Raw genomic sequence first — 23,831 nt, 5'->3', positions numbered from 1 at the left:
ATTAAAAAAACCCCGCCGTCGGCGGGGTTTTTAATAAACGGTTTCTGTTTTATTGATACATCTGAACTGTTTTTCCTGCATAGAACATGAGGAAAAGAGCGCAGAGCACTATAAAGACAATTCCGATCTGGACGATTGGACTCTCAAGAGGATGAACGCTTCGTCTAGCTACGGTATTTGCTTTTCTTTTTGCCATATATTTTTGTGTAATTTATAACAGTTGGTTCACCTTTTCTTAAGGCAAAGTTTGCAGTTTGCCTGATGCGTCATGAGATCCATAATTGCAGATGTTCCGATAAGAACGTAGAGGACTCTGATAAGAAGGGGAGATGCTCCGAAGAATGACTGAAATAGATCGACCTGAAAGATTCCAACAATACCAAGATTAAGCCCTGCGATTACGAGTAGATAGTGTTTTACGAGATGGAACTTTCTTCGGTTTAGCATTGATTTGAGTATATATGGATTTGGGATAAAGTGTCAAGACACAAATCATCCAACCCAAGAATGCAAGGTTGTAAAGCCCTGAAATTTGCACTCTGAGGAGATCGGCTACATAGGTTACGACAAGTGGAAATGTAAGACCGAACATCGATGCCTTGTACATTACTCGATACGACAAGTCTCGCTTCATTATTTTTGCGATAACTAAGAGGACAAGAGCCATGACAAGCAGATAGAATAAACTACCGTTGACGAAGAAAAATGCACCGAAAAGGGGAAATAGTATTACGGAGATGGCAGCTAGTCCATACATTATCTGAGGAACCTTATCAACGAAAGGAAGCACTTGAGCGATTACCAATCCATAGGTTGTTTTATCAATGGTAATTGGTTCTTTAATATTACTAAGAGGAAGAACCTCGTACGCATTGCTTGAAGAGTTATTTCTTGAGGGATACACGAGGTTCATTTTTGTAAGGAGAAAGCCTGTCTTGTAGCTTTGGTACTGCTCTACCTGCGCTTGGGTATCGATTGTTATTAGATTTACGTTTTTCTCATTTTTAAGTTGAGGAATGAGTTGATGAAGCGTGATGACATAGGGCTCTTGTACGTTTGTTGATGCGGTTCCGTTCTCAACTTTCACCACAAGGTCTTGAGGAAATGCTGTTCTAATCTGATTTTTAACCATTGGGAGCTGAGATTTTACGAACGGTACGGCCACAACCATGCCCGACGCAAACACTAGCGTTTTAAGAAAGATGCCGATCAGGACAAGTAGAAATAAATACCAATATCCACTCCAGAAACTTCTTTGTGAAAGGTTCTTATACTCTTTTGGTTGGGTTAGCGCTGTCTTGAATGTTTGAAACCAAGTCTTGAACATAGTGTTATTATACCAAATTATTATAATTCAAAAGAAGAGATAGGTAAATTAATAGGGCGGGTGGCGACGATCTAATGATATAATTACTTCATACCAGGGGTGACAGAGTGGCCAATTGTACTAGACTGTAAATCTAGCGGCGTAAGCCTCCGGGGGTTCGAATCCCTCCCCCTGGACCCAGAAAAATGACAGGATTCTTCCTGTCCATTTTTTTGTAATCGGGAGGGATGAGAAGTTTACCCTGAGCGAGCATTAGCGAGTCGAATGTGAATCCCTCCCCCTGGACTCGGTCATTTTAGCTTCATAGGGACGCAGACGTTCGAACCTTTTTGGTATAATTTCTGCATGAAGAAACGAGCAATTCTTATTCATGGATGGGAAGGGACTCCACAGAATGAATGGTTGCCATGGGTTGGAAAACAACTTCAAGAAAAAGGCTGGAATGTAGAAATTCCGGAAATGCCCAACACTAAAAATCCAAAACTTAGCGAGTGGATGGATACATTAGTTTCTCTATCTCCTGATGAAAACACACTATTGATAGGGCATTCACTGTCAAATGCATTAATCCTCAAATATTTGCAGAAGACAGACACTAAAATTATGGGAGCCATAATGGTAGCTGCATGGAACTGGCTCATGGAAGATGTAAAAGAGTTCCATATAACCTTTTACGATACGGACTTTGACTACAAAGCTTTAAAAAGGAAAAATACCCCGCTTGTCATAGTTAATTCAACTAATGATCCTTGGATTGATCTTGAAAGATCTAAAAAAATGGCAGAAAAACTGAATGCGAAATTTATCTCAATTCAAAATGCGGGTCACTTTATGGAACGAGACGGATATAAAGAATTTCCTCAATTAGTAAAATTTATCGAAGAACAGTTTAAATAAAAGATTCTAACGTCGTCCACTCGCCTGGACTTATCCCGCTTGATATACTTCATCCATGGTTAAATTGATTATTTTCGACTGGGACGATGTCATAACCCTTGGAGCGAAGGAGGGTTACTTTAAGTGCTATCATAAAGCGATTTCTGCCGTTGGTGTTACTCTTTCTCCTGAGGAAGAAAAGAAACGAATACTTGCCAAGTGGGGTAAATCGTTTCGTACCGAAATCGAAGAACTATTAAAAGAGAATCCTGAGTTAGTGGACGAGGCTTGTCGAGTATACGACAAAGAGTTTTGGGGGAATACCTTTGTTGATTCCTTACGGTTAGTCAGTGGTATAAACGAAACTCTTCTCCGATTAAAAAATAAATATACGCTTGCGGTTGCAACGGGAAACGATCAGAAGATGTTGAGTGAGAGAATAATTCCTAAGTTCTATATTCCATCAGTTTTTTCTCGAATAATCACATCTCATGAAATCGTTGATCAAGAAAAAACAAAACCTAATCCCTACATGTTGGAAGTTATTATGAAAGAACAAAATATTTCTCCAGAAGAGACCGTGTTTGTTGGTGATGCAAAGACCGATGTCGAGATGGCATTTAACGCTCACGTGAAGCCGGTAGTAGTGTTAACTGGTCATCTCACCCGAGGTGAAGCAGGTATACTCGGAGTTGACCACATCATCGATACCGCTACTCAAATTGAAAATATTTTAAGTCTTATTCATTAAGTGTATTTTGATAAACATGACCATGGCTCCACAGATAACAGCAGATGAAGCGTATAAAGCACTGACCGAAAAAAGAACTGTAGTTTTTCTTGATGTGCGAACTTCAGGAGAGTTTAGTAAAGGAAGAATTGAAGGAAGTATAAATATTCCAGTTGATGAAATAGGTGACAAAATTACGTCGTTTTTACCTAATAAAGATAAAACGATATACGTTTACTGTCTGAGTGGGTCAAGAAGCACTATTGCAGTTGATATGCTGGTGAAGCTAGGCTATAAGAATGTTTTCAGCTTGACCAATGGACTTCTCATGTGGCGCTCTAAGCAATATCCACTTGTAGACTAAATATAGTTGGCATAGCCGGTTTACTTACTGGATCAAACAGAGTATAATTAGCTCATATTAAGCTTCCCTAAATTGTTACTTCTTAGAGCGTAGCTTCCTTATGCGAATTACATATATTTCATCTTTCGTTCCTCGGAAATGTGGTATTGCAACATACACTCGTGATCTATCTGCAGAGGTAGCAAAACAGCATAACACGATCTCAATTGTCGCGATGGAAAACTCCCTTCTTCCACAAGAGTACTCCAAACCAGTTGAAAAGATAATTCGGCAGGAAAAGCTTACAGACTACGAAAAACTAGCCAATTCAATTAACGGCGATTCTTCGGAAATTGTTCATTTACAACATGAGTTTGGCTTATTTGGTGGAGATGATGGAGAGTATATTCTTGGTTTTGCAACGCTTCTTAAAAAACCATTAGTCGTTACATTTCACACAGTATTGCTTACTCCCACAGATCGTCAAAAGTATATAGTTCAGGAACTGTCTCGTCTTAGCAGATTTACTATCGTCATGGACGAAGTGGCAAAAAATAGACTTGAACAAGTGTATGGACTGAATCCAAATGATAGTGTTTTTATTTTGCATGGTGCTCCTGTCATAAGTATGAAGAAGTTTGATGCAAAAAAAATAATTGATTATTCGGACTCATTCATTCTTCTTGCTAATAATTTATTGAGCAGATCTAAAGGGATGGAATATGCTATCGAAGCGGTATCGGAGGCTGCCAAGAGCATTCCAAATCTCAAGTTTCTTATAGTAGGGGAAACGCATCCGCTAGTTAAAGCAACCGAGGGAGAGTCTTACAGAGAAGAGCTTATGGAGCTTGTGAAAAAGCTTCAAATTGAAAAAAACGTCGTTTTTATTAACGAGTATGTTCCTCTTGAGAAATTGCAGTTATTTTTGGCTGCCTCCGATGTATACATTACTCCTTATCTCGATCCTCAACAAATTACGTCAGGTACTCTATCCTATGCAATTGGCGCAGGTAAGGCCTGTATTGCAACTGAGTACGTGTATGCAAAAGCAATGTTAGCTAAGGGTAGAGGAACTCTAGTTCCTTTTCGAGATAGTGAAGCAATCTCGCAAGCACTTGTAGATCTTTATAGAAATCCAAAAAAACTCCATAAACTCGAGATGAGCATAACCACATTAAGAAAGGATATGCGATGGTCACGGGTTGCGGAAAAACATATCAAGCTGTATGAAAAAATTCTTGAGCAAGCAGACACAAAAGCCTTAGCCGAATCTTTTATTACTAAGCCATTGGATATTTCATATCTTGCTCGTCTAACTGATGCGGTCGGTGTGATTCAGCATACACATCATGCAATCCCAGACAGAAAATTTGGGTACAGCACCGATGACAATGCAAGAGCGCTCATTGTGGTCTCGGAATTATACAAACACAATAAGTCTAGTGAAACATTGAAACTCGTAGAGCTCTATATTAGCTACCTTACCTTTGCTCAGGAGACGAATGGAACATTTCACACATTTCTAAACTTCAACGGAAGTTGGGATGATGCGACGGATGTGACCGATCCATACGGTAAAGCTATGTGGGCTCTTGGAATAAATCTGTATTTTAATGAAAGTTCTCGCCTGGCACAGTCGGTGCACTCGATTTTTGTAAGAAATCTTTCTCAGATGGAGAATATACGCGATCTTAGAACAGCAGCGTATACAATGCTTGGGCTATATTATTACGTTTTAACCTATGAAACGAAAACGGATGCAGCTGGACTCGCGAAGGAGCATATGAAAAAGCTTGCTAATTTTTTAGTCAAAGCATATGAGAAAAATTGTTCAACCACATGGAATTGGTTTGAAGATAGTGTTACTTACGATAATTTTCGTCTTCCACAAGCATTGTTTGCTGCATACATAATCACAGGATCCGAAAAGTATAAGCAGGTCGCCACCGTCACCTTAAATTTTATAACTGAATGCAACTTTGACAAGAAGAATGGTTACTTTGATTTTATTGGGCAGGATGGGTGGTACGGAAAAGGTAAGGTAAAGGCAAATTATGATCAACAGCCTTTAGAAGCCGCAGCGGCAGTTGATGCGTACCTATTCGCATCTAAAGCGCTGCATAAAAAGATGTATTACAATCAAGCGCGACTCGCGTTTGAGTGGTTTTTTGGAAATAATAGAAATCGTAGATTTATCTATGACGAGAACACAAAGGGAGTGTACGATGGTCTTACATTGAGAGGTGTTAATCAGAATGAAGGTGCAGAGTCCATTGTTTGCTTCCTCATGTCCTGTCTCTCTTTACAAAATTTTTTAAAAAAGTCCTAGTACCAACTCTTTCTCCACCGTTGCAACTCCTATAACTTCATCAGCAGCACCGTAATACACAAAATATTTACCATCTTTCTCTACGGCGCCACAGGTGAATACGACATTATTGATGTATCCAAATTTTTCGTAATCGGTTTCTGGTTCAAAGATTGGTTCTGGAGATCGATATAAAATCTTTAGAGGATTATGAAGGTCCAATAACATTATCCCTAGTCTATACGTATTTTTTTCATCAACTCCATGGTAGAAAAGTAACCATCCTTTGCTCGTTTCTATAGGTGGAGCCCCAATACCGGTACGTACAGAGTCCCACATACCCGGTCGCTCTTCAAAAACAGGAGACGCATTTCGCCAAGAAGTAAGGTTCGATGATTTTGCAAAGTATGTCTTTCCCGCTCCAGCCCGGTAAAGAAGCCAGTGTTCACCGTTTATTATTTTTGGGAATAAGCTGGAATTTTTGCCTGAAAGACCCGGAATAATAATGTCATAATCTACAAACTCTTTGAAGTCTTTGGTAGTTGACAGGGCAATTCTTGGTTTTTTTGCAATTTTTTCTTTCCAATTAGGGTTCACTTCAGCATCAAGGTCCTCAGAAACCGCCGTATAGGTAAGGTAAACAGTATCATCTATCATCACAACTCGTGGATCCTCTATCCCAAGAGATTCATCAACGTGGTTCTTGCCGTAATACATTGGTTCATTAAACCTTTCAAAATTAATGCCGTCGGTACTTACGGCCAACCCTAAGCGAGAGTAAATACTATCTTTAGCCCTTGCTCTATAAATGAGATAAACCTTATCCTTTATCATTATTGCACCCGGATTAAAGACGAGCATGTTTTCCCACGGTAGATTTGATGGAGACAAAATGGGATTTTTATCTGAGCGTTGTAATTTAACCATATAACAGTCAAGTATACAGAATGAGAAGCTATGATGTTTTGATATAATTACACGTGTCTTCATCACTCATTGCGATTACGGGGTCGCACGGAATTATTGGTACAGTTCTTCTAAAAGGATTAAAGGGATTTAATATAAAATCTTTGAATCTACCTGAGGTGGACGCAAGAAATTACGAACAGCTGCTCAGTAATCTAAATGGCGTAGATACTGTTATTCATTTGGCAAAAAGTCGAGATAAGAGCACCGAAGAGTCATCCAATGAGGACGACTTAGCCATGGCTAGAAATGTCTACAAAGCAGCGGTTGAAGCAAAGGTTGGGAGAGTTATTATGGCGAGCTCAGTACATGCTGACAATTTTTATGATTGGAAGGGAGCAGATAAATTATCTGTCGACAGAGACCCCGTGCCATTTTCTGCATACGGTGCCGACAAGGTTTATATCGAGGATCTTGGTAGAAAATATTCTAAGCAAAAACTGGACGTTTTCTGCATTAGATTTGGAGGAGTGAACGCAGAAGACAGATGTCCTGAAAATGATTATTGGGAAGCGGCGGTTTGGTTAAGTCATGAAGACTGCATTGCTATGATGAAAAAATGTATTTCAGCAGATAAAATTCCTCACAACTTTGTAGTATTTTACGCGGTTTCAAAGAATAAAAATAGTGTTCATGATACCTCGAATCCAGTTAACTGGCAGCCAAGGTAAACTGCTATACTTTTTAGGTGCAAACTACTCCGTGTTCCACATGCAAATTCCAAATATCGTCTGAGTGGTTTTTTTGCCCAAACTGCGGCAAGCAGTTGAAGGAAAAAGTACCCGTGATAACTGTTTGGAAACAGATTCTTATTTACCTCGTGAGTTTCTTTTTAGCGCCACTTGGTCTTGGTTGGGGATTTAAATATATTCGATCAACCGATCTTAAAGTGAGGATAGTTGGACTAGTGGCAATATTTTTAACTGTCGTCTCAGTTATCTTACTTTTCTATACTTTCAAGTCTTTTGCAGATCAGTACGGAAAAGTTCTTAATAATTTAGGTGGAGGACTTTACTAAATATCACTTTGGTATAATCTTTTTATGGCAAAACGAGAATCGAATTTTTTTGTAGGACATTTCGTAATTATAATCGCTTTGTTTGTGGGGCTACTCATAAATGTCTCTGCAAGCATTATTTACGAAATGATCAAGGACAATCCGCTTGCTCTTGGAGCTACGTTATTTCTAACTGGAGTTTCCTTTGTCGTTATTATCGCCACTTACCACAACACACTTCGTGAGCCAGTAGGCAAGCTCCTTTCAGAGTTTGAGTAAATTCTTTAAAGAAGTTTTTTAAGAGTTTCGATGCTTTTGGGATCGATGACCGAGATTGGGTAGACCTTTTCAAACACCGCTTTCAACGCCTTTATTTTTTCCTTAACCTCAGTCTCTGAAACTAAATCAATTTTTGTTAGCAAAACAATCATGTCTTTCTTTGCCACGATTGGGTTGTACTGTGCCAGCTCGTTCATCACGGTCTCGAAATCACTTACTACTTCTTTACTTTCTGCCGAGATACAATGAATAAGAAGTTTAACCTTCTCGATGTGCTTGAGGAACTTAATACCAAGACCCTTGCCTGACGATGCACCTTCGATAAGTCCTGGAATATCTGCAATTACTTTTTTTTCATAAACTCCAAGATTCGGCTCAAGCGTAGTGAATGCATAGTTTGCGGTCCGAGCGTTTGCGGCAGTTAGCTCATTCAATAATGTACTTTTCCCTGCATTTGGTATTCCGATTAAACCATAGTCTGCAATGAGTTTTTGGATAAGTTGTACGTCGCGAACCTGTCCGGGAAGTCCTGGAGTAGCTTTTTTTGGTGTTTGATTTGTTGCGGATTTGAAGGCATCGTTTCCGCGTCCACCGTCGCCACCTTTACAGACAAGGACTCTAGGATTTTGCTCATTAAGTTCCGTGTATTCCTTTGAGTTAAGATCGAGTACTGTGGTACCAATTGGTACCTCAATGGTGACTTCTTTACCATGAAGACCCTGTCGCTTATTTTGGCCTCCAGGCTCTCCATCTATACCCACGAACTGCGAAATTCCCGAATACTTATTCAGGTTGGCCATTTGTTTATTTATGCCAATGAAGACACTACCGCCATTTCCACCATTACCACCACTCGGGCCACCTTTACCGGGGAAAAACGAAGCTCTACCGTTACCTCCACGACCTGCAATTATTTTTAGTTTTACCTCATCAACGAACATAGCCTATTATACCCTTCGACAGGCTCAGGGCCAAGCCCGATTAAAGCCATCGCCTACCCCTAAGGCGATTACCTCGCAGAATGGTGTATAATATGAGCGGATGATTACCCACGAGGATAAACTACTAAGACAACAGTTAACCGCTTTCTTAAGAGGGGGTCATGCGCATGAATTGTTTCAGGATATTGTCAAAAATTTCCCGAAAGAAAGGGTTAATGAATTAGTGCCTAACAGTACCTATACTCCATGGAGACTTCTTGAGCATATTAGAATAACTCAGCACGATATTCTCAATTTTGTTCGAGACCCAAAATACAAGGAGTTGAAGTGGCCGAAGGAGTATTGGCCAGAACCTACAAAAAAAGCGACAGTTGCTCAGTGGAATAAGACAATTGAGCTAATTCAAGCAGATCTAGCTGAGTTTATTAAGATTCTAAACAGTCCAAAAACGGATTTGAATAAGAGAATTCCACATGGAACAGGTCAGACTTTTCTTCGAGAGGCAATGCTTATTATCGATCACACCTCATATCACCTAGGAGAATTTTCTATTATGCGGGATGCGATGGGATCCTGGGGAAAACGTTAAAGAGGTAGTCTAAACGATCTAATTTTCTCAACTATCTTCAAAACTTCATTAAATAATGAACTTAGCGATGCTCTTCGCTGTTTTGATTCCTTTTTACTATGCTGTTTGATGAATAAAACCACATCGTTAAAATCATGCTTCTGCTTTTTGTCGGAGATAGTAATTTTTTTGGCGAAGGTATATATTTCATCCTCCGAAGCATTCATATCAATACCGTTAAACATCAAGAAAACACCGGTCGCTACAATTGATATTCGTTTATTTCCATTGTTAAATGGATGAAACTTATTTATGAAATAAAAATAACAAGCTGCTTTGTCATAAATCGATGGGTATAGTTCCCGTTTATCAAAGGTTTTTTTAGGTGTGTTTATAACGCTGTCCAGCTTATCAAAGTAAGATTGGTTATAGATTGGAATTGGGTCATTGTGCTTCTTAAAGAAAGTTTGAAGTTCTTCACAGATCGTCTTGAAATCCTCAAGACTGAGGTATGCTATTCTTGCCATTATTCCCTAGATAATCGCCTAAGTGTTTTTCCATATTTTTTAATCATCTGACGAGTAAACTTTTTAGTTTTCTTTTCGCGAGGGTTTTCATCTTGGAAAAGCTGAGAAAAGAAGTCTTTTATCGAATGAATTGTGTGCGTAAGGTACATAATGATCAAAGTATAACAAATATTCATTATAATGAATTAATGTCGCTTACTCAGCTTTCTCAGTACATACGTAAGTATTATCCCTACGCTATTTTAGGAGTTCTGTTGTTTCTCATTATCTTTTACTCGGTTCAACTAGCGCTTGTTATCATTGAGTCAAGGAAAGTTAATCCAGTTATGATTAACCCGATCTTCAATCAACTAAAACGACCTTATCTTAGCGAAGCGACACCTAGTGGAAATCTGAAATATATGCTAGATACCGTTGATGGAAAGCCGATAACAGCTACAAAAAGCGCGCAGGTATTCTTTTTACCACAGGCTGAGACCAAATTTGGATATCGTGAGAAGCTCTATTTAATTGCAAAATCTCTAGGATTCAATACTGAGTCTTCTGGCTACCGACTTATTGGAAGCCAAGCCACCTTCTCTGAGCCAAATCAAAAGATCTCTATAGATATTAAGAATTTTAACTTTGATTATCAGTATTTTTTTGAGAAAGATAAAGCGATACTTGATGGAGCGAGACCACCCAACCAAGAGGAGAGCATACAGCATGCAGTTGATTTTCTTCAGACTGCTGGGAGATATCCGCAAGAACTTTCACAGGGCAAAACTAATGTACTTTTCCTCAACTACGATGCTGAAAAAAACTCAATGGCGGTTTTAAAAGACAATATTCGGGCAAACCTTGTCGAGGTTGATTTCTATAGACCCGATATCGACGCCCAACCAAATGCGGTACCAGTTGTTTCGCCCAAATATTTCAATAGTCAGAACTATGTCTTAATGATGTTTAGAACTGACGGAACATTCAAAGTTCTACGTTCTCAGATTAAATTTTTCGATAAGTCAGTAGAGCAGGTAGGAGTGTATCCAATACGATCTGGAGATGAGGCATTTGCAGATCTTAAAAAAGGGAAAGGTTTCATTGTATCTCTGCCACCCGTAACCAAAATTACTATCAGAAAGATGTTTCTTGGCTATTTTGATCCTGACGTTTTCCAAGAGTATCTTCAGCCTGTGTATGTGTTCCTTGGTGACGGTGACTTCGTAGGGTACGTCCCTGCAGTTAGCGGGCAGTACCTAGTAGAGTAATAATTCCAAATTTCAAAATCCCAATATCAAATGAAGTTCAAAATCTTAGATTCAAAATTCGAACTATAAGCTTCGGACTATGTTTGATATTTGAGCCTGGGATTTTGAGATTACTCAACGATGAAGGAAACGTTGGAGTTGATCCAGTTTACAATTGTTTTTGTATCTTCGAATCGATCTAAACTATTGAGGACCACTATAATAAACTCATGTCCATCGGGAGTTCGATAGAGGCTTACTAAGTTTTCTCCTGACTCTATCGTGTATCCAGTCTTAAGACCTCCTACTCCAGGAATCTCTCCGAGAAGTTTATTTACATTAACGAGTTTATGAAAAATTCGATACTGAGTATCTGAGATCTCTATCTCCTTTGTCGAGACAATCTTTGACAGATAGGGATTGTTCAGTAGAGTGCGACCTGCAAGTGCAAGATCGAAGGCGCTTGAGTGTTGGGCTGGGTTGTGTAAACCTGCTGGATTCTCAAAGTGAGTGTCGTACATATGTAGCGCTTGTGCCTTTTCGTTCATCTTAGCAACGAAGGCTGTAAGACCGATAGGCTGCGCAAGCGCGTAAGCCGCGTCATTTCCGGAGTGCACAAGCGTTCCATAAAGAAGATTTTCGATACTTATTTCTTCACCCTGAACAAGTCCCATGACCTGACCGTCTTCCAGGACAGAGTTGAGCTTGATGGTTGAGTCGGCTTTATAGATGTCGTATGCGACTAGTGCGGTAATCATTTTTGCTGTCGACGCGGGGAACATATGTTTATGAGCGTTTTTTTCGTATACCGGACTAAAACTTTTTCTATCAACAATATATGCAGACTCGGCAGTAATCTCGGGATTTATGTCAAAGTTACGAATAGGTACAGGATTATTTGCATAGGCGATTGATCGGTTCTGATCTGAGAAAAGCGATCTATGATAGGAGAATGTATGAAATAAAGTTGAATCGCCAGGATAAAAAAGAAAGAGCAAAGAGAAAAGTGCAAAGAGACAAACGGTTTTAAATTTCATATTTAACCTGTTAGATGTTTAGTTTTTTTTAGGTTTTGAAAGTCTGATGTCTACGCGTTCCATATCACGAGGGAACAGTGAGCTTTCTCGAACATTTTTCAAATCTAAAAGCTGCTTAGTCACCCTCTCGAGTCCGTAGGAAAATCCACCTTCAGTTGGCATGCCATACTTAAAGGCCATAAGATACATCTCGAAGTCATCAGGATTCATTCCTCTTTCCTTAATAACGTCTACAAGCTCCTGATATTCATTAATTCTTTCGCTACCGCTACAGATCTCGAGCCCTCTAAAGAGAACGTCGTAGCTTAGGCTGAACTCTGGATCTGTTGGGTCAGGTTTCGTGTAGAAGGCTCGTTTTGCAGTTGGGTAGTGAGTAACAATGACAAAATCAGATGATTGCTTTTCTCGAGCCCACTTACAGATATCTTGTTCATCTTCAGGAGAAAGGTCCTTCGTATCGGTAACAGTGCGGTTAAACTCCTTCTTAATAATTTCCTGCGCTTCCGCTAGGGTGAGACGAGGAATTTTACCGTAGAGAACCGCTCTCTTAGTAAAACTCTGAACGATGTCCTTATGTGTTTCCTCGGCGTACTTGATCATTCCTACGCAGACCTTCTCAAGAAGATCTAAAAGATCCTCAAAATTCACAAAACCAAACTCGCAGTCCATCTGAATTGTCTCTGCAAGGTGGCGCGTGGTTACCGAGGGCTCTGATCGATAGGCATGGGAGATGGTATAAACTCGTTCAAAGGCGGGGATCAGCATTTGTTTGTAGAGTTGAGGACTTTGAGTCAAGGTAGCTTTATGTTCGTAGTATTTTACCTCGAAGACCTCGGCTCCACCTTCGGTGGAACTTGCCGCTATTGTTGGTACAAAGATTTCGGTGCATCCAAGCTCCTTCGCTGTTCGTCTAAATCCCTCCGCAACTGCCTCCTGAACCTTGAATATTTTTTGTACGGTTGGATGTCTGAGAGTCAACGACCGATTATCGAGTAAAACAGGAAGAGTAAGTCCAAGCTCTTCTTTCCCCATGTCAAAAGGCAAAGTGTGAGCCTTTGATATAAGTGTAATTCCTCGTGCCTCAACCTCAATCGATCCATTGACGACTTTATCATTTACTAATTTGTCAGGCCTCTTTTTTACTAGTCCTTTAATCTCAACAACGTCCTCAGGGGAGAGGGTTGATGCTTTTTCATCAGCAACAACCTGAACCATCCCGGTTGCATCGCGGAGATCGAGAAAGACTATTTTTTATGGTCACGAACCGTGTTTACCCAGCCGTGTAGCACGACCTCTTCATCCAGATGCTGAGAAAGATCGGTTAACAAAAGTTGTTTCATACAGATATTTTACTACAAATGAAGCACGCGACAGTTGATTCGTTGGTTTCCATTCCATTCGTTCAGTTCTGCATAGTACACCACCTCACGTACCTCCCCACGGGATATCGACCCGAACATCTCTCCTTTCCCAAAAGCCACAAACTCGGTTCCATCCTCTGAATAAAACTTAAGATGTTGTTGGTCTTTCCCCATCACCGATACACGCGAAATAACAACGGTGCTTATAAACGTTGGGTTTGGATTTCCCATCCCAAACGGTTTGAGTTTTCTAATTTTTCCACTAGCTGTTTTGTTATGAAGGAAATAGGAAGTTTCAGATCGGCTTTTATTGACTTAATAAGATCATCAGTAGTGAGTTTACTATCGGCATAACGGGTAAGCGTCTCTTGAAATTGCTCGAGCTTAGTTGATTCAAGGGTAAATCCTGCCGCTTGGGCATGTCCGCCAACGTCAATCAATAAATCTTTATGCTCACGCAAGGAATTTGTTATGTGGAATGCAGGAATTGATCGAGCTGATCCTTTATAGTTCGGACCTGACTTGGTCATTACAATTACCGGTCGGTAATATTTTTCTACGAGCTTCGAGGCAATAAGACCGATAATTCCCTCATGCCATGTGGAGGAGGAGAGAATGATAATTTTCTTTTCTTGTAACTTGAAGCTTGGAGCCTGTAACTTTTTCTCAGCCTCCTCAATAGATTGAGCGACGAGATCCTGCCGTTCAGTATTTCTTTTTCCAATTTTATCAGTGAGTTCTCTGGCTCGTTTTGCATCGGTAGTGCATAGGAGTCGGAGTGCATCGATCGCATGCTCTAGTCTGCCAATTGCATTTATTCGTGGCGCGATAACAAAACCGATTTCGTAGGTAGAAATTTCTTTATGCTCTATCCCTGCCTGTAAAAGCAGCTCCTTCATTCCCACGCGTTTCATCTTGGAAAACTCCTTAAGCCCCGTTGCCACAACACTGCGCGAAACGCCAAGAAGTGGAACAAGGTCGGCAACTGTTCCGATGCTTGCAAGTGAAATGTAATCATGGGAGAAATTGTGCTGCAACTTCTTCATATTGTCATTTCGAGCGTTTGCGAGAAATCCAGCGTCAGCGAAATTTGCTCCAGCGTCGGCGGAGCTAAATCCCTCGCTTATGCTCGGGATGACGGAAGAGAAGTGGTCGAAGATTGCTTTCGAGAAGAAGTAGGAGACCCCTGACCCTGAGAGCTCTGGAATATGAAAAACAGCAAAGGCGCTCGTTGGGGCGACGTCAGACTTGAGATGATGATCTGTGACGATGATGGGAATACCTTGCGCCTTCGCATGTGCAATCTTCTGTTCAGCGGTGATGCCGTGATCAACGCTTATGATGAGTGCTGGAGCAAACTTATCTTTCACCGTATTAAGACCCTTCACCGAGAATCCATATCCCTCGGTGACACGATGAGGAACATAGGGCATCGCGGAGAAGCCGAGCAGGTGAAGCGTTTCCCAAAGAATAGCTCCTCCGGTTATTCCATCCGCGTCATAGTCGGTATAGACCACGACCGTCTTATTTTCTTTTTAATTTGCTCAAGTAGTTTAAAAACCCTTTTCAATGATGTGCTGTAGCTCTTGTTAAAATGCTCAATAGAGACCGTTAGTGGAGAAGGCGGATTAATAAAATTATCTTCATCGGTAATTCCTCTGTTTTCCAGTAGTAGTTTAATGATGTCGTCTGGGGAAGTTTTATCAATCGACCGTAACTCTTTTTCCAAAGTAATTTCATCGCGTTATTCTATCAGCTTTTCTGGTTTTGATTTGGTCGAGATCAAATTAGTTGAGGAGATTTTTTGACCCAATCCCATGACGTTCTTGGATACATTAAAAAGTTGATTGTATGCATTGGTGAGGTGTTTGTTTAGAATCCCCATAGATTCATCCACCTTTTCATAGTCCTTTTTCATCGACTGAAGAATCGAGAGAATTTCCTTAGCTTGAGACTGAATCTTCTGTCCCTCGTAAGACATAAGAATGGCCTTCATATATGCATAGAAACTCATTGGAGAGACGGGGAGAACTCTTAAGGACCCTGCAAAGTCGTATAGATCTGAGTCGTTGATTATTTCATAGTAGACATTCTCGGATGGTATATACATCAGTGCGTAGTCGCTGGTTCCTTCGTGCGTAACGATATATTTTCGTGAGATATCCTGAATGTGTTTTTTAACATCTCTAACAAAATCTTTTGAAAAGAACTTTTTCCTGCTCATTTTACCTTTCAACATTTTCTAAAATTCTCAAGGGGAACTTTGCATCAATTGGAATAAGTCCGCTACTAGTGCGAATTATTGCGTCGACCTTTTCACCACTTTTGAAGGCGTACTGCAGTGAAAATGAGTCGGTGGGGAAGTGCTGAGCTAGCAAATCTTTGAGGATCTGTTCGCCTATGTTACCTCTAAGTTTCGGCGACTGAAGAAAGTCCTGAAGATCCTTCATCGATCTACCAATTTCAGAAAACTCACCAATGCTTTTTTGAAGATCCGCTATTACGTAGGCCGACTTATCAAGACGCGCATTAAAGTTAACTGTCGAGCTTTTGAGCCATGATACAACCTCATCTGAGAGTCCTGATTTTTGCTCAAGTCTATCGAACCATTGTTTTACAATGAATAAAAATATTGCAAAAATACAGATTAATAAAATGGCAATTTGAAGCAGTTCCACATAATTATTATACAGTTTCTCGTTGAGTTTCTGTCTTTCTGTGGTATTATAGATTTTATGGAACTCACAAATACCACATTTCGTCGTTGTACGCATAGCCTCTCAGCGGAGGGTGGTGTTTTTGTAAGCAATATATAAAAAATTAAGAGCAAGCAAAAATCCAACCTCCCCATCGGGAGGTTTTTTTTATGAAAGAAAATATAAAATACAAACCAAGGCAAGAAATTAAATGGCCTCAAAACGGAAACGTGGAGGTGGGAAGTGACGTGGATTTTGTGTACGTCATGAGAAAAGATGGAAACTTCGCGATGTCACCAGTTGCGAGAAGATTTGCAACTGAGTATGGCCTTGATGAGGAAAAGACCAAGCATATCCTTATGGAAGAGTACGACACCTACTTTAGTAAGCTTGCCGATGTTTTACAGTGGGGTTATTCGCCAAAAGGCAAAATGGAGCTTCATCTTTACAATCCAGATACGCTAGACATGTCCGTTAGGGAGAAGATTGGAAACCTTCCTACCGTTAGCTTAGATCCATTAATGAATAGTGGAGTTTTTGAGCTGGGAGTGTCCAGAGGATTTTATCTGGGAGGACGAAAAGATTTTGGTCAGGTTTCAAGACCGGGAACTGATTCGTTATCTAAGCAGGCTCAGAATATATCGCATTTGCTAGCTGGTACTGCTGTTGCGGTTGCAGAGGACGATATTTTTAGCGGTGGAAGCGTAGTTGCATCATTATCCGAACTAAGAGGACACGGAGTGGATGTAAAAAAATTAGTCGCAGGTATTCAGGTGGGTGGGTCTAGCATCTTGTCTGAGATGGGGGTTTTTGTAGACTCGGTTGTTGCCTACTCAACGTCTGATGGAACCGATATTTTCGATAAAGTTGATCTTGGCGATCCCAGAGATTATTTGCTTGGCGCTAGTGGTTTGGTAATTAAACTTCCAAATGGTAATTTTGCTAGAGCTCCATACATCCTTCCATTTGTTAGCACCACTGCAAGAGCGGGCATACCTCAGGAAATGGAAAAGGAGTTTGCGATGAAGGTACTTCAGGCAAGCTTGGAGTTTTACATCAGTGCTGGAGAAAGAATTGGGAAGCCAATATTGTTGAAGAACATGGATCCAAATTTTGTGGTTTTAATGAGTGAGATGTATGGCTTTGATTCAAACACCACAATGGAGAGCGTTGTTGTGTGGTCGATGGATAATTTAGACAAGATAGCGGATCTAACGGAGTCACTAGGAGAGTTTCAAGAAGAACTTGCTCATCTAGAGCTACCTAAAAATATAATCTTTATAGATGTGAATGGAACCCTAATTCCTGAGGGTTCTATTGATGGGTTTATATCAGACGAGGAATTGCTGTCGCTGAAGAAAGCGCTCCTACTGGCTGAAGAGAAGGGATTTTCTGTTGGTCTGTGTTCAGATTCTCCGCTGCCTCAGCTTCAGGAGTTTGCTGCAAAGTTAGGTATTAGTGGTCCGATTATCGCCGAGAATGGCAATCTGGTATTTAACAATGGCGAGAGCCTTATATTGAGAATACTAAAGTCAATAGAAGAAATTAAAATCAAAATATTAAAGATTGCTGAAGACCACAGCTACGAGCGAATAGATGACAGCATTGCGCCAGAGTATGGAGGAGGTATAGTGGATCAAAATTCACCTTACTGGAGTTTTGGAGCTAATAGAGAAACATCGGTCATCGTGTTTGGGCCTCCAGAATTTGTCAAAGATTTAGGAGTATCATTTGCCAATAACGCCGATTACAGTGTAGACGTATCTTCAGAGAATAATTATTTTGCCATTCATCCCGGAAGTAACTTTAGGGATAACAAGGGGATGACATTAAATACTTTATCCGCCCATGGTCATAACATAATAATGATCGGTAATAGCGTGTCTGATTGGGTAGTGCCAACCTCAGGAGTACAATGTGCTTTTGTTGCTGACTCAAGAATCACTGAGGAGATCGTTGAAAAGACGGCTTACATATCTGATAAGCCTTTAGTTAGCGGAGTCGTTGATATTATAAAAAGCATAAAATGAAAAACTTTACAGTAATTTCCGATCCGGGCATTGACGATCTAGTAGCGCTTGTATTGTTGTACAAACTTAGATCCGAGTCCAAAAACTGCTTAGTCTCAAGTTTTGGAAATGCAGCCGAAACAATAACTGCACGTAATGCAAAAGAGTTCATATCTTATGTTGCCAACGACTGGCAGTTTGTCCATGGTTCGGCACTTCCACTAAGCGGAATAGTAGAGACCTTGGCCAGATTACTTCCATGGTCCAGACGGCGTATGGGGAGTTCATCCAACCGTTAGTACAGATTCGGTCAGGAGCAATAATGAAGTTTCAAAAAATAACAATGTTATTTCCTTGTCGCCAATGATGGACACACTTAAACTGCTTAAAGAGCAAAAACCAGAAAACTTCACCATTATGGGTGGAGCATTTAATATTGAGGGAAATGAAACCAAGTATTCTGAGACTAACATAGCCTTCGATACGGACTCGGCAGTAGAATTTTTTAATAACTGCAAAGGAGCTAAGGTAAGGGTTGTTCCATTAGACGTTTCAAGAAAGGTATTTTGGAATTTAAAAAAAATTAAGAGCATTCCAGAGAAAGGTAAGATTAACAAATGGATAAAGGAACTTTTGTTGGCTTGGTTTGAGAAATATAATCATGAGAGAGAAAAAAGCTTCAACCTGCATGATCCGCTAGCTGTATATTTAGAGTTTTTTCCTGAGAAAGCAAAGTGGATGACATCAGGTATCGAGGTGATTGTAGACGGTGAGCAAAGAGGTAGAACAATCTTTTCAAGAGATAATCCCAAATGCCAAATTGCGCTAGACCTAATAAGCCCAGCGGAAATTGCCGATCAAATATTTAAGATTATTTTTTTGTCATAGTATAATTACATAATTATGATATCTATTGATGATTTTAAAAAACTGGAGATAAAGATTGGGAAGGTGAAGTCTGTAGAGAAGGTTGAGAATGCCGACAAACTTCTAAAGTTTATCTTCGATATCGGAAATGGAGAGGAGCGACAAATTCTAGCGGGTATTGCGGAATTTTATACTGATCTTGAGTCTCTTGTTGGCATGGAAGTGCCATTGCTTCTAAATCTCGAGCCAAGAATGATGCGAGGTCTGGAGAGTCAAGGCATGATGTTGGCTGCTGATGATGGGGAAAAAGCAGTGCTACTGCACCCAGATAAGGATATTCCTGCAGGAAGTATTGTGCGTTAACCGAGTTCGGAGGTGCCGGGCTTAAAGATCTTTGGCTTTAGCCATGTGTCGTCTTCCTCATCCTCTGAGATTGAGTCATCACCCTCGATAGATCCTATCATTGGCGCACGTTCTACAGATTTGATTGGCTTTGCGCCCTGTCTTTCAAATGATTTCTTTTGATTCACCTGAAGTGACTGAGTTTGATCCATCTGTGTATGTTGTCCTGGCTTCTTAGCTCCTGCCTTTAATAATGATGCACTTGTCTCAAATGTAGAAGCGTTTGTTGAAGGGGTTGAGAACGTCTTAGTTGCATCAAGTACTCCTGCATACAAATTTGTGGCTATTTCTTTATCAATCTCCACATTCATCGTATTAAGAATGGTTAGAGCAAGCTCTGATAAGGACGAGACATTTCTATTCACAAAATTTGCTGTTCCAAAGTATGCATTGGTTAGACTTCTATCTATATTAATTATTTTTGTCTGTTTGAAAAGCTCCAGATTTTCTGTATAAAGTACTCCAAGCGATCTTAAAGACGAGACTCCAATTACAATAATAAACTCAACTGTGCCACCAGCAGTGCTGAAGTTTACGACTTTGCTGTCGAGCGCAGGTGTTCCTGGTCGTGGAGTAACAACTACATTGAATTTATCGTTCTGAATAAAATAATCAACCTTATCTATCGATCCTTCTGTGTAGGGGAAAGAGATGACTAGATTGTCTCCTGAGGTTGTAAGTTCTGACTGAATCTTTTCTGTGCCTACAATCTCTGACTCAATGGCGGTAGACGAAGCAATAGAAACATTTTTTCCAAGCTGAGTAAGTCCTAAATAGAGTGATGTAGCAGCGGCAACAGAGTCAATACTTGGATTCTCACCAAGACAGATAACTCCTGAGTTGTAATTCTGAAGTGTCTCAATAACCTTCTCTAGTTGAGAGCGGGTAGGATTCATATTATAGGATGAATTTTATCACATCTCCCACCCTTATGTCAATGGCTGGGTCAAACAGCATTCCAGCTTCTTGATCCTTCTTTACCTCCTCAACAGTCTTTGCATGAATACGAAGTGAGCTCAAAATGGTCTTTGCTACAGGCTTATTATCTCGATAGAGCATAACAGTATCTCCCATATTAGCTTTACCCTTATTTATTCGTACACCGAAGACCTTTTCACTCTCAATAACGAAGGATGCGAGCACCTTAGCCTCACCCTTTATACTTTTTTCGATCTCTTCCTTTTCCTTAATAAGGTCCGCAACTTCGTGAAGCTCTTCAAGCAGCTCGTAGATAATATTATAGAGTTTAATGGTAATTTTTTCCTGTTTCGACAGATCCTTTACTTCATTTGATGGCTTAATGTTGAACCCAATCAAAATCGACTTGGTAGCCTTGGCTAAAAAGATGTCGGACTTTGTGATATCACCAATTGCGGCTAAGACCAATACGAGATTCTTATTTTCGGCTACAGATTGCTTGATTGCCTCAAGAGAGCCTTGGTTGTCTGTTTTTAAAACTACTGAGAGCTTACGACCTTCTTCCTTTACAAACAGATCTTCCATCTTAATGGATCTTTTTTCAAACGGAGCTGCTTTTGCATGAGCTATGAGATCTTTTGTAGAGATGACGGAACCAACCTCGGGTAGCTCACTGAAACCAAGAAGTTCGAAAGGAGTAGATGGTTGTACCGTCTCTACCTGTTGGCCTTTGTCGTTTGTGAGGGAGCGAATGACGGCTTTTTTGCTGTCTGCATAGATAGTGAGTCCTTTTTTAAGCACGCCATTTTTAATTATCGCGCTAATAATTGAACCACGTCTGTCTTTTTTTGTTTCGATTATATATGCCTCTGGATCTGTATCGATATCAAAGGTTAGCTGTTGATCTGATGCTAAGAGAAGGATGGATTCCAGAAGCTCAGGGACTCCTTTTCCTGTCTTTGCAGAAATCTCTGCAAGTGGTACCGAGCCACCTTTACCTTCTACCATTACCTCGTATTTCAGAAGATCGTTTTTGACTTTGTCGGGTCGTGCTTCAGGCAAGTCTATTTTATTTAGTACGACAATGTAAGGAATGTTTGCGGCTTTTATATGTGAGATAGACTCGATAGTCTGGGGTTTAAGAGAGTCTTTTGCATCTATGATGAGCAAGGCAACGTCTGCCACCGTTGCTCCTCTTGCGCGCAGTTTAGTAAAGGCTTCGTGGCCAGGAGTATCGATAAAGGTGATTTTGTCCGTCGAGTAACCTTTGAGTCCGGTAGATATTTCATAAGCTCCAATACTTTGAGTAATTCCTCCATGTTCTTTTTCTGTGAGGCTAGTTTTACGAATGAAGTCCAATAAAGTAGTTTTACCATGATCGACATGGCCGAGAATCGCAACGATAGGTGAGCGGGGTTGTGTCATTGTTTAACTAATAACTAAGAACTAAAAACTAAAAATTACTTTGCGTCTGATGTAGTTTGTGTATCTGTAGTAGCTTCAACAGGCGTTTCGGGAGTTGTTTCTGCTGGAGTTTCTTCGACTACTTTTTCAGCTGGTGCCTCGGTGGTAGCGACTATGTCTTCAGTTACGGACTGAGTTGTCTCAGGTTCAACTTGAGCAGCTTCCACTGACTTTGTTTCTGCTTCAATGGGAGTTGCCTCAGCTGGTTTATCTGACTTGATCTGTTCAATGTCGATCTCAAATCCTGTAAGTTTAGAGGCAAGATTAACATTTACTCCACCTTTACCAATCGCTAAAGGTGCCTGTGATTCCTCGACGGTGACTCGAGCTTTTTTATCTACGATCTCAATTTTCTGGATTTGAGCAGGTGAAAGCGCAGAAGCTAGATAGACCGACTCATCACTGTTCCACTGAATGATGTCGATTTTCTCGGCGCCTCCCAGCTCATTTGTTACGGTCTGTACACGTACACCTTTCTGACCAACGCAGGCTCCTACTGGATCAACACCGCCCTGTGAACTGTATACGGCTATCTTCGCTCGTTCTCCTGGTTCACGAACAACGTTTTTTATTTCAACGGTGTTGTTTGCAATTTCAGGAACCTCTTTTTTAAATAGCTCTGAGATCAATTGTGGTGCGGTCCTCGATACTATAATTCTTGAGTTTCCGAATTTATCCTCTCCAATTTCCTTAAGGAGGAAGATGAGTTGGTTATTTACATTGTACGTCTCATTTCTGATCTGGTCCTCTTTAGGTAGAACAGCCTCGACTCTACCGATGTCAACAAAAGCATTATATCCGTCATAACGAATGACTCTTCCTTTAACGAGTGTTCCAACCTGTCCTCTATAATGAGAAACAACGGTTTTTTTCTCAACTTCTCTGATTTTCTGAAGAATTACTTGCTTAGCAGTTTGTGCGGCTATACGTCCAAATCCAGAGGGAGTAATGTCCTTCTCTTCCTTATAAAGATGAGCTTCTCCTGTATCTCGATTTACTTTTACACTGATTCCATCATTCTCACCCTCAAGAAGTGGAGCTTCATGCATCTCTTTTTTATAGGCTGCAAGAATTGCCGTTTCTATAGATTGAACTACTTCATCGGCTGAAATTCCGCGTTCGGTTGCTACTTGGTTTAGAGCCAATGCAAACTCACTCTTTATGATACTCATAGCTAAATTGTATCATAGAGATGTACGTTTAGCCATCGGTTTTGAAGGTAATTACGGTAAGAAGTTGTAGGAAAGTTCAGGTTATGAAGTTTTTTCTTTTTTCTCTGAGGTTTTTTCTTTAAGTTCCGCTGCTTTCTTGTCCTCTACTGGAGCCGCTCCCTCTGTCGCTGTACCTTCTGCGGCTAAATCTCCCTCTTTCTCTGTGAGAACCTCAGGTGTTGCGACGGTTGTTTCTGGAGTTACGCTCTCTTCCTTATGAGCAATAATTGAGAGAAGTATCTTTTCTGGGTCTTCTTTAATGACATATCCAGATGAAGCTGGAAGATCCTTTACGCGAACCTCTGCACCAATCTCCAATAATTTTGAAAGATCGATCTCGATTTCCTGTGGGATTTCTTCAGGAAGGGCTTCGATTAAAACATGGTCAGACTGGGTCAAGAGTACTCCACCCTGAGCAATTGCCGGTGAGTCGTTAACTGTTTTGACTGGCACGGTTGTCTCTATCTTTTGTTTAAGATCGATTTTTCTAAAATCGACATGGATTATTGCGTTGGATACTGGGTGGCGTTGAACCTGGCCGATTAATGTTGGAATCTCGTCTTTGTTTAGGTCCAGATAAACGACTCCTGTTTCGTGAGCGGTTTTATAGGCTTTAGAAAAGTCTTTGACCTGTGTTGAAATTGAGACTGACTTAAATCCTGGTCCGAAAACATTTGCAGGAACAAAACCCTGATGTCTCATTTTTTTGAGATTTTTCCCAAACTGTTCTCTTGGAGTGACGGCAAGATGAAGTTTTTGAATTTTGTCGGTTTTCATA

General features: G+C 40.4%; 28 protein-coding genes, 1 tRNA gene and 1 pseudogene. 14 read left to right on the top strand and 16 right to left on the bottom strand.

Annotation, left to right across the window (positions count from 1 at the left end):
- Window positions 1-49: 49 nt before the first annotated feature.
- The 3 genes from IPH70_04025 to IPH70_04015 are packed head-to-tail and all read right to left on the bottom strand — an operon-like array spanning window position 50 to window position 1,327.
- On the bottom strand, window positions 50-196 hold the full coding sequence (locus tag IPH70_04025; GenBank protein QQR63647.1) for a hypothetical protein: 147 nt from the start codon (window positions 194-196) through the stop codon (window positions 50-52).
- Between the two features lie 29 nt (window positions 197-225).
- Window positions 226-447 carry a DUF378 domain-containing protein gene (locus IPH70_04020; GenBank protein QQR63646.1) on the bottom strand — a complete coding sequence of 74 codons (222 nt, stop codon included), beginning with the start codon at window positions 445-447 and terminating at the stop codon, window positions 226-228.
- The gene (locus tag IPH70_04015) at window positions 386-1,327 is read right to left on the bottom strand and encodes a DUF1189 family protein (GenBank protein QQR63645.1); all 942 of its coding nucleotides are present in this window, start codon (window positions 1,325-1,327) and stop codon (window positions 386-388) included. The genes IPH70_04020 and IPH70_04015 overlap by 62 nt, the downstream gene beginning before the upstream one ends.
- A gap of 93 nt (window positions 1,328-1,420) precedes the next feature.
- Between IPH70_04015 and IPH70_04010 the strand changes: the two genes are divergently transcribed.
- From IPH70_04010 to IPH70_03990, 5 genes are all read left to right on the top strand, one after another.
- Window positions 1,421-1,503 (top strand) — tRNA-Tyr (locus tag IPH70_04010).
- Window positions 1,504-1,672: 169 nt separating this feature from the next.
- On the top strand, window positions 1,673-2,224 hold the full coding sequence (locus IPH70_04005) for a serine hydrolase family protein (protein QQR63644.1): 552 nt from the start codon (window positions 1,673-1,675) through the stop codon (window positions 2,222-2,224).
- A 55-nt stretch (window positions 2,225-2,279) separates the two neighbouring features.
- Window positions 2,280-2,954, top strand: a complete 675-nt coding sequence (locus IPH70_04000; GenBank protein QQR63643.1) for an HAD family hydrolase — start codon at window positions 2,280-2,282, stop codon at window positions 2,952-2,954.
- A gap of 22 nt (window positions 2,955-2,976) precedes the next feature.
- A complete protein-coding gene (locus IPH70_03995; protein ID QQR63642.1) occupies window positions 2,977-3,297 on the top strand; it encodes a rhodanese-like domain-containing protein in 321 nt (106 codons plus the stop codon).
- Between the two features lie 100 nt (window positions 3,298-3,397).
- Complete coding sequence (locus IPH70_03990) at window positions 3,398-5,605, top strand: glycosyltransferase (protein ID QQR63641.1); 2,208 nt, start codon at window positions 3,398-3,400, stop codon at window positions 5,603-5,605.
- Here the strand turns inward: IPH70_03990 and IPH70_03985 are convergent.
- A complete protein-coding gene (locus IPH70_03985) occupies window positions 5,591-6,511 on the bottom strand; it encodes a glycosidase (GenBank protein ID QQR63640.1) in 921 nt (306 codons plus the stop codon). The two genes, IPH70_03990 and IPH70_03985, sit on opposite strands and share 15 nt — an antisense overlap.
- A 53-nt stretch (window positions 6,512-6,564) precedes the next feature.
- Here IPH70_03985 and IPH70_03980 point away from each other — a divergent pair, with 53 nt between their 5' ends.
- The 3 genes from IPH70_03980 (at window position 6,565) to IPH70_03970 (ending at window position 7,826) form a co-directional block, all read left to right on the top strand.
- Complete coding sequence (locus tag IPH70_03980) at window positions 6,565-7,221, top strand: NAD(P)-dependent oxidoreductase (GenBank protein QQR63639.1); 657 nt, start codon at window positions 6,565-6,567, stop codon at window positions 7,219-7,221.
- 95 nt (window positions 7,222-7,316) lie between these two features.
- Window positions 7,317-7,568: a hypothetical protein gene (locus tag IPH70_03975; protein QQR63638.1), complete on the top strand. Its 252-nt coding sequence runs from the start codon at window positions 7,317-7,319 to the stop codon at window positions 7,566-7,568.
- 24 nt (window positions 7,569-7,592) lie between these two features.
- Window positions 7,593-7,826 carry a hypothetical protein gene (locus tag IPH70_03970; GenBank protein ID QQR63637.1) on the top strand — a complete coding sequence of 78 codons (234 nt, stop codon included), beginning with the start codon at window positions 7,593-7,595 and terminating at the stop codon, window positions 7,824-7,826.
- A gap of 5 nt (window positions 7,827-7,831) precedes the next feature.
- Here IPH70_03970 and obgE read toward each other — a convergent pair whose 3' ends face one another.
- The gene (obgE, locus tag IPH70_03965) at window positions 7,832-8,767 is read right to left on the bottom strand and encodes a GTPase ObgE (GenBank protein ID QQR63636.1); all 936 of its coding nucleotides are present in this window, start codon (window positions 8,765-8,767) and stop codon (window positions 7,832-7,834) included.
- Window positions 8,768-8,867: 100 nt separating this feature from the next.
- On the opposite strand from obgE, the gene IPH70_03960 reads away from it, so the two are divergent.
- Window positions 8,868-9,356 (top strand): DinB family protein, encoded by a 489-nt coding sequence (locus IPH70_03960; GenBank protein QQR63635.1) that lies wholly within the window; start codon window positions 8,868-8,870, stop codon window positions 9,354-9,356.
- Here IPH70_03960 and IPH70_03955 read toward each other — a convergent pair.
- Window positions 9,353-9,862, bottom strand: a complete 510-nt coding sequence (locus IPH70_03955) for a type II toxin-antitoxin system death-on-curing family toxin (protein ID QQR63634.1) — start codon at window positions 9,860-9,862, stop codon at window positions 9,353-9,355. The two genes, IPH70_03960 and IPH70_03955, sit on opposite strands and share 4 nt — an antisense overlap.
- A gap of 188 nt (window positions 9,863-10,050) precedes the next feature.
- Here IPH70_03955 and IPH70_03950 point away from each other — a divergent pair, with 188 nt between their 5' ends.
- Window positions 10,051-11,109 (top strand): hypothetical protein, encoded by a 1,059-nt coding sequence (locus tag IPH70_03950; GenBank protein QQR63633.1) that lies wholly within the window; start codon window positions 10,051-10,053, stop codon window positions 11,107-11,109.
- 110 nt (window positions 11,110-11,219) lie between these two features.
- On the opposite strand, the gene IPH70_03945 is transcribed toward IPH70_03950, so the two are convergent.
- The 6 genes from IPH70_03945 to rmuC (IPH70_03920) all read right to left on the bottom strand — a co-directional run bounded on the left by IPH70_03945 (window position 11,220) and on the right by rmuC (IPH70_03920) (window position 16,164).
- Entirely contained in the window at window positions 11,220-12,125 is a 906-nt protein-coding gene (locus IPH70_03945; protein ID QQR63632.1) for a D-alanyl-D-alanine carboxypeptidase, read from the bottom strand.
- Between the two features lie 18 nt (window positions 12,126-12,143).
- Window positions 12,144-13,340 carry an aspartate--tRNA(Asn) ligase gene (gene aspS, locus IPH70_03940; GenBank protein ID QQR63631.1) on the bottom strand — a complete coding sequence of 399 codons (1,197 nt, stop codon included), beginning with the start codon at window positions 13,338-13,340 and terminating at the stop codon, window positions 12,144-12,146.
- A 137-nt stretch (window positions 13,341-13,477) separates the two neighbouring features.
- Window positions 13,478-13,717 carry a hypothetical protein gene (locus IPH70_03935; GenBank protein QQR63630.1) on the bottom strand — a complete coding sequence of 80 codons (240 nt, stop codon included), beginning with the start codon at window positions 13,715-13,717 and terminating at the stop codon, window positions 13,478-13,480.
- Window positions 13,690-15,003 carry a DHH family phosphoesterase gene (locus tag IPH70_03930; GenBank protein QQR63629.1) on the bottom strand — a complete coding sequence of 438 codons (1,314 nt, stop codon included), beginning with the start codon at window positions 15,001-15,003 and terminating at the stop codon, window positions 13,690-13,692. Before IPH70_03930 ends, IPH70_03935 begins: the two co-directional genes overlap by 28 nt.
- A 227-nt stretch (window positions 15,004-15,230) precedes the next feature.
- Window positions 15,231-15,725, bottom strand: coding sequence for a DNA recombination protein RmuC (gene rmuC / locus IPH70_03925; protein ID QQR63628.1), 495 nt, complete (start codon window positions 15,723-15,725; stop codon window positions 15,231-15,233).
- A complete protein-coding gene (rmuC, locus tag IPH70_03920) occupies window positions 15,712-16,164 on the bottom strand; it encodes a DNA recombination protein RmuC (GenBank protein ID QQR63627.1) in 453 nt (150 codons plus the stop codon). Before rmuC (IPH70_03920) ends, rmuC (IPH70_03925) begins: the two co-directional genes overlap by 14 nt.
- A gap of 188 nt (window positions 16,165-16,352) precedes the next feature.
- Here rmuC (IPH70_03920) and IPH70_03915 point away from each other — a divergent pair, with 188 nt between their 5' ends.
- The 4 genes and pseudogenes from IPH70_03915 (at window position 16,353) to IPH70_03900 (ending at window position 19,421) form a co-directional block, all read left to right on the top strand.
- A complete protein-coding gene (locus tag IPH70_03915; GenBank protein QQR63626.1) occupies window positions 16,353-18,212 on the top strand; it encodes an HAD hydrolase family protein in 1,860 nt (619 codons plus the stop codon).
- The gene (locus IPH70_03910; protein QQR63625.1) at window positions 18,209-18,490 is read left to right on the top strand and encodes a hypothetical protein; all 282 of its coding nucleotides are present in this window, start codon (window positions 18,209-18,211) and stop codon (window positions 18,488-18,490) included. The genes IPH70_03915 and IPH70_03910 overlap by 4 nt, the downstream gene beginning before the upstream one ends.
- Window positions 18,444-19,079, top strand: a pseudogene (locus tag IPH70_03905) (nucleoside hydrolase). Before IPH70_03910 ends, IPH70_03905 begins: the two are co-directional and overlap by 47 nt.
- A 15-nt stretch (window positions 19,080-19,094) precedes the next feature.
- Complete coding sequence (locus tag IPH70_03900) at window positions 19,095-19,421, top strand: hypothetical protein (GenBank protein ID QQR63624.1); 327 nt, start codon at window positions 19,095-19,097, stop codon at window positions 19,419-19,421.
- On the opposite strand, the gene IPH70_03895 is transcribed toward IPH70_03900, so the two are convergent.
- The 4 genes from IPH70_03895 to IPH70_03880 all read right to left on the bottom strand — a co-directional run bounded on the left by IPH70_03895 (window position 19,418) and on the right by IPH70_03880 (window position 23,830).
- Window positions 19,418-20,356 carry a hypothetical protein gene (locus IPH70_03895; protein QQR63623.1) on the bottom strand — a complete coding sequence of 313 codons (939 nt, stop codon included), beginning with the start codon at window positions 20,354-20,356 and terminating at the stop codon, window positions 19,418-19,420. The genes IPH70_03900 and IPH70_03895 overlap by 4 nt on opposite strands.
- A gap of 1 nt (window position 20,357) precedes the next feature.
- Window positions 20,358-21,803: a GTP-binding protein gene (locus IPH70_03890; protein ID QQR63622.1), complete on the bottom strand. Its 1,446-nt coding sequence runs from the start codon at window positions 21,801-21,803 to the stop codon at window positions 20,358-20,360.
- A gap of 35 nt (window positions 21,804-21,838) precedes the next feature.
- Window positions 21,839-23,014, bottom strand: a complete 1,176-nt coding sequence (nusA, locus tag IPH70_03885) for a transcription termination factor NusA (GenBank protein QQR63621.1) — start codon at window positions 23,012-23,014, stop codon at window positions 21,839-21,841.
- Window positions 23,015-23,095: 81 nt separating this feature from the next.
- Window positions 23,096-23,830: a 50S ribosomal protein L25 gene (locus tag IPH70_03880; protein QQR63620.1), complete on the bottom strand. Its 735-nt coding sequence runs from the start codon at window positions 23,828-23,830 to the stop codon at window positions 23,096-23,098.
- Window position 23,831 lies beyond the last annotated feature (1 nt).

The sequence above is a fragment of the Candidatus Roizmanbacteria bacterium genome (assembly GCA_016699265.1).
GTDB lineage: Bacteria > Patescibacteriota > Microgenomatia > UBA1406 > GWC2-37-13 > CAZLQR01.
This window is presented reverse-complemented; position numbering and strand designations above follow the sequence as displayed.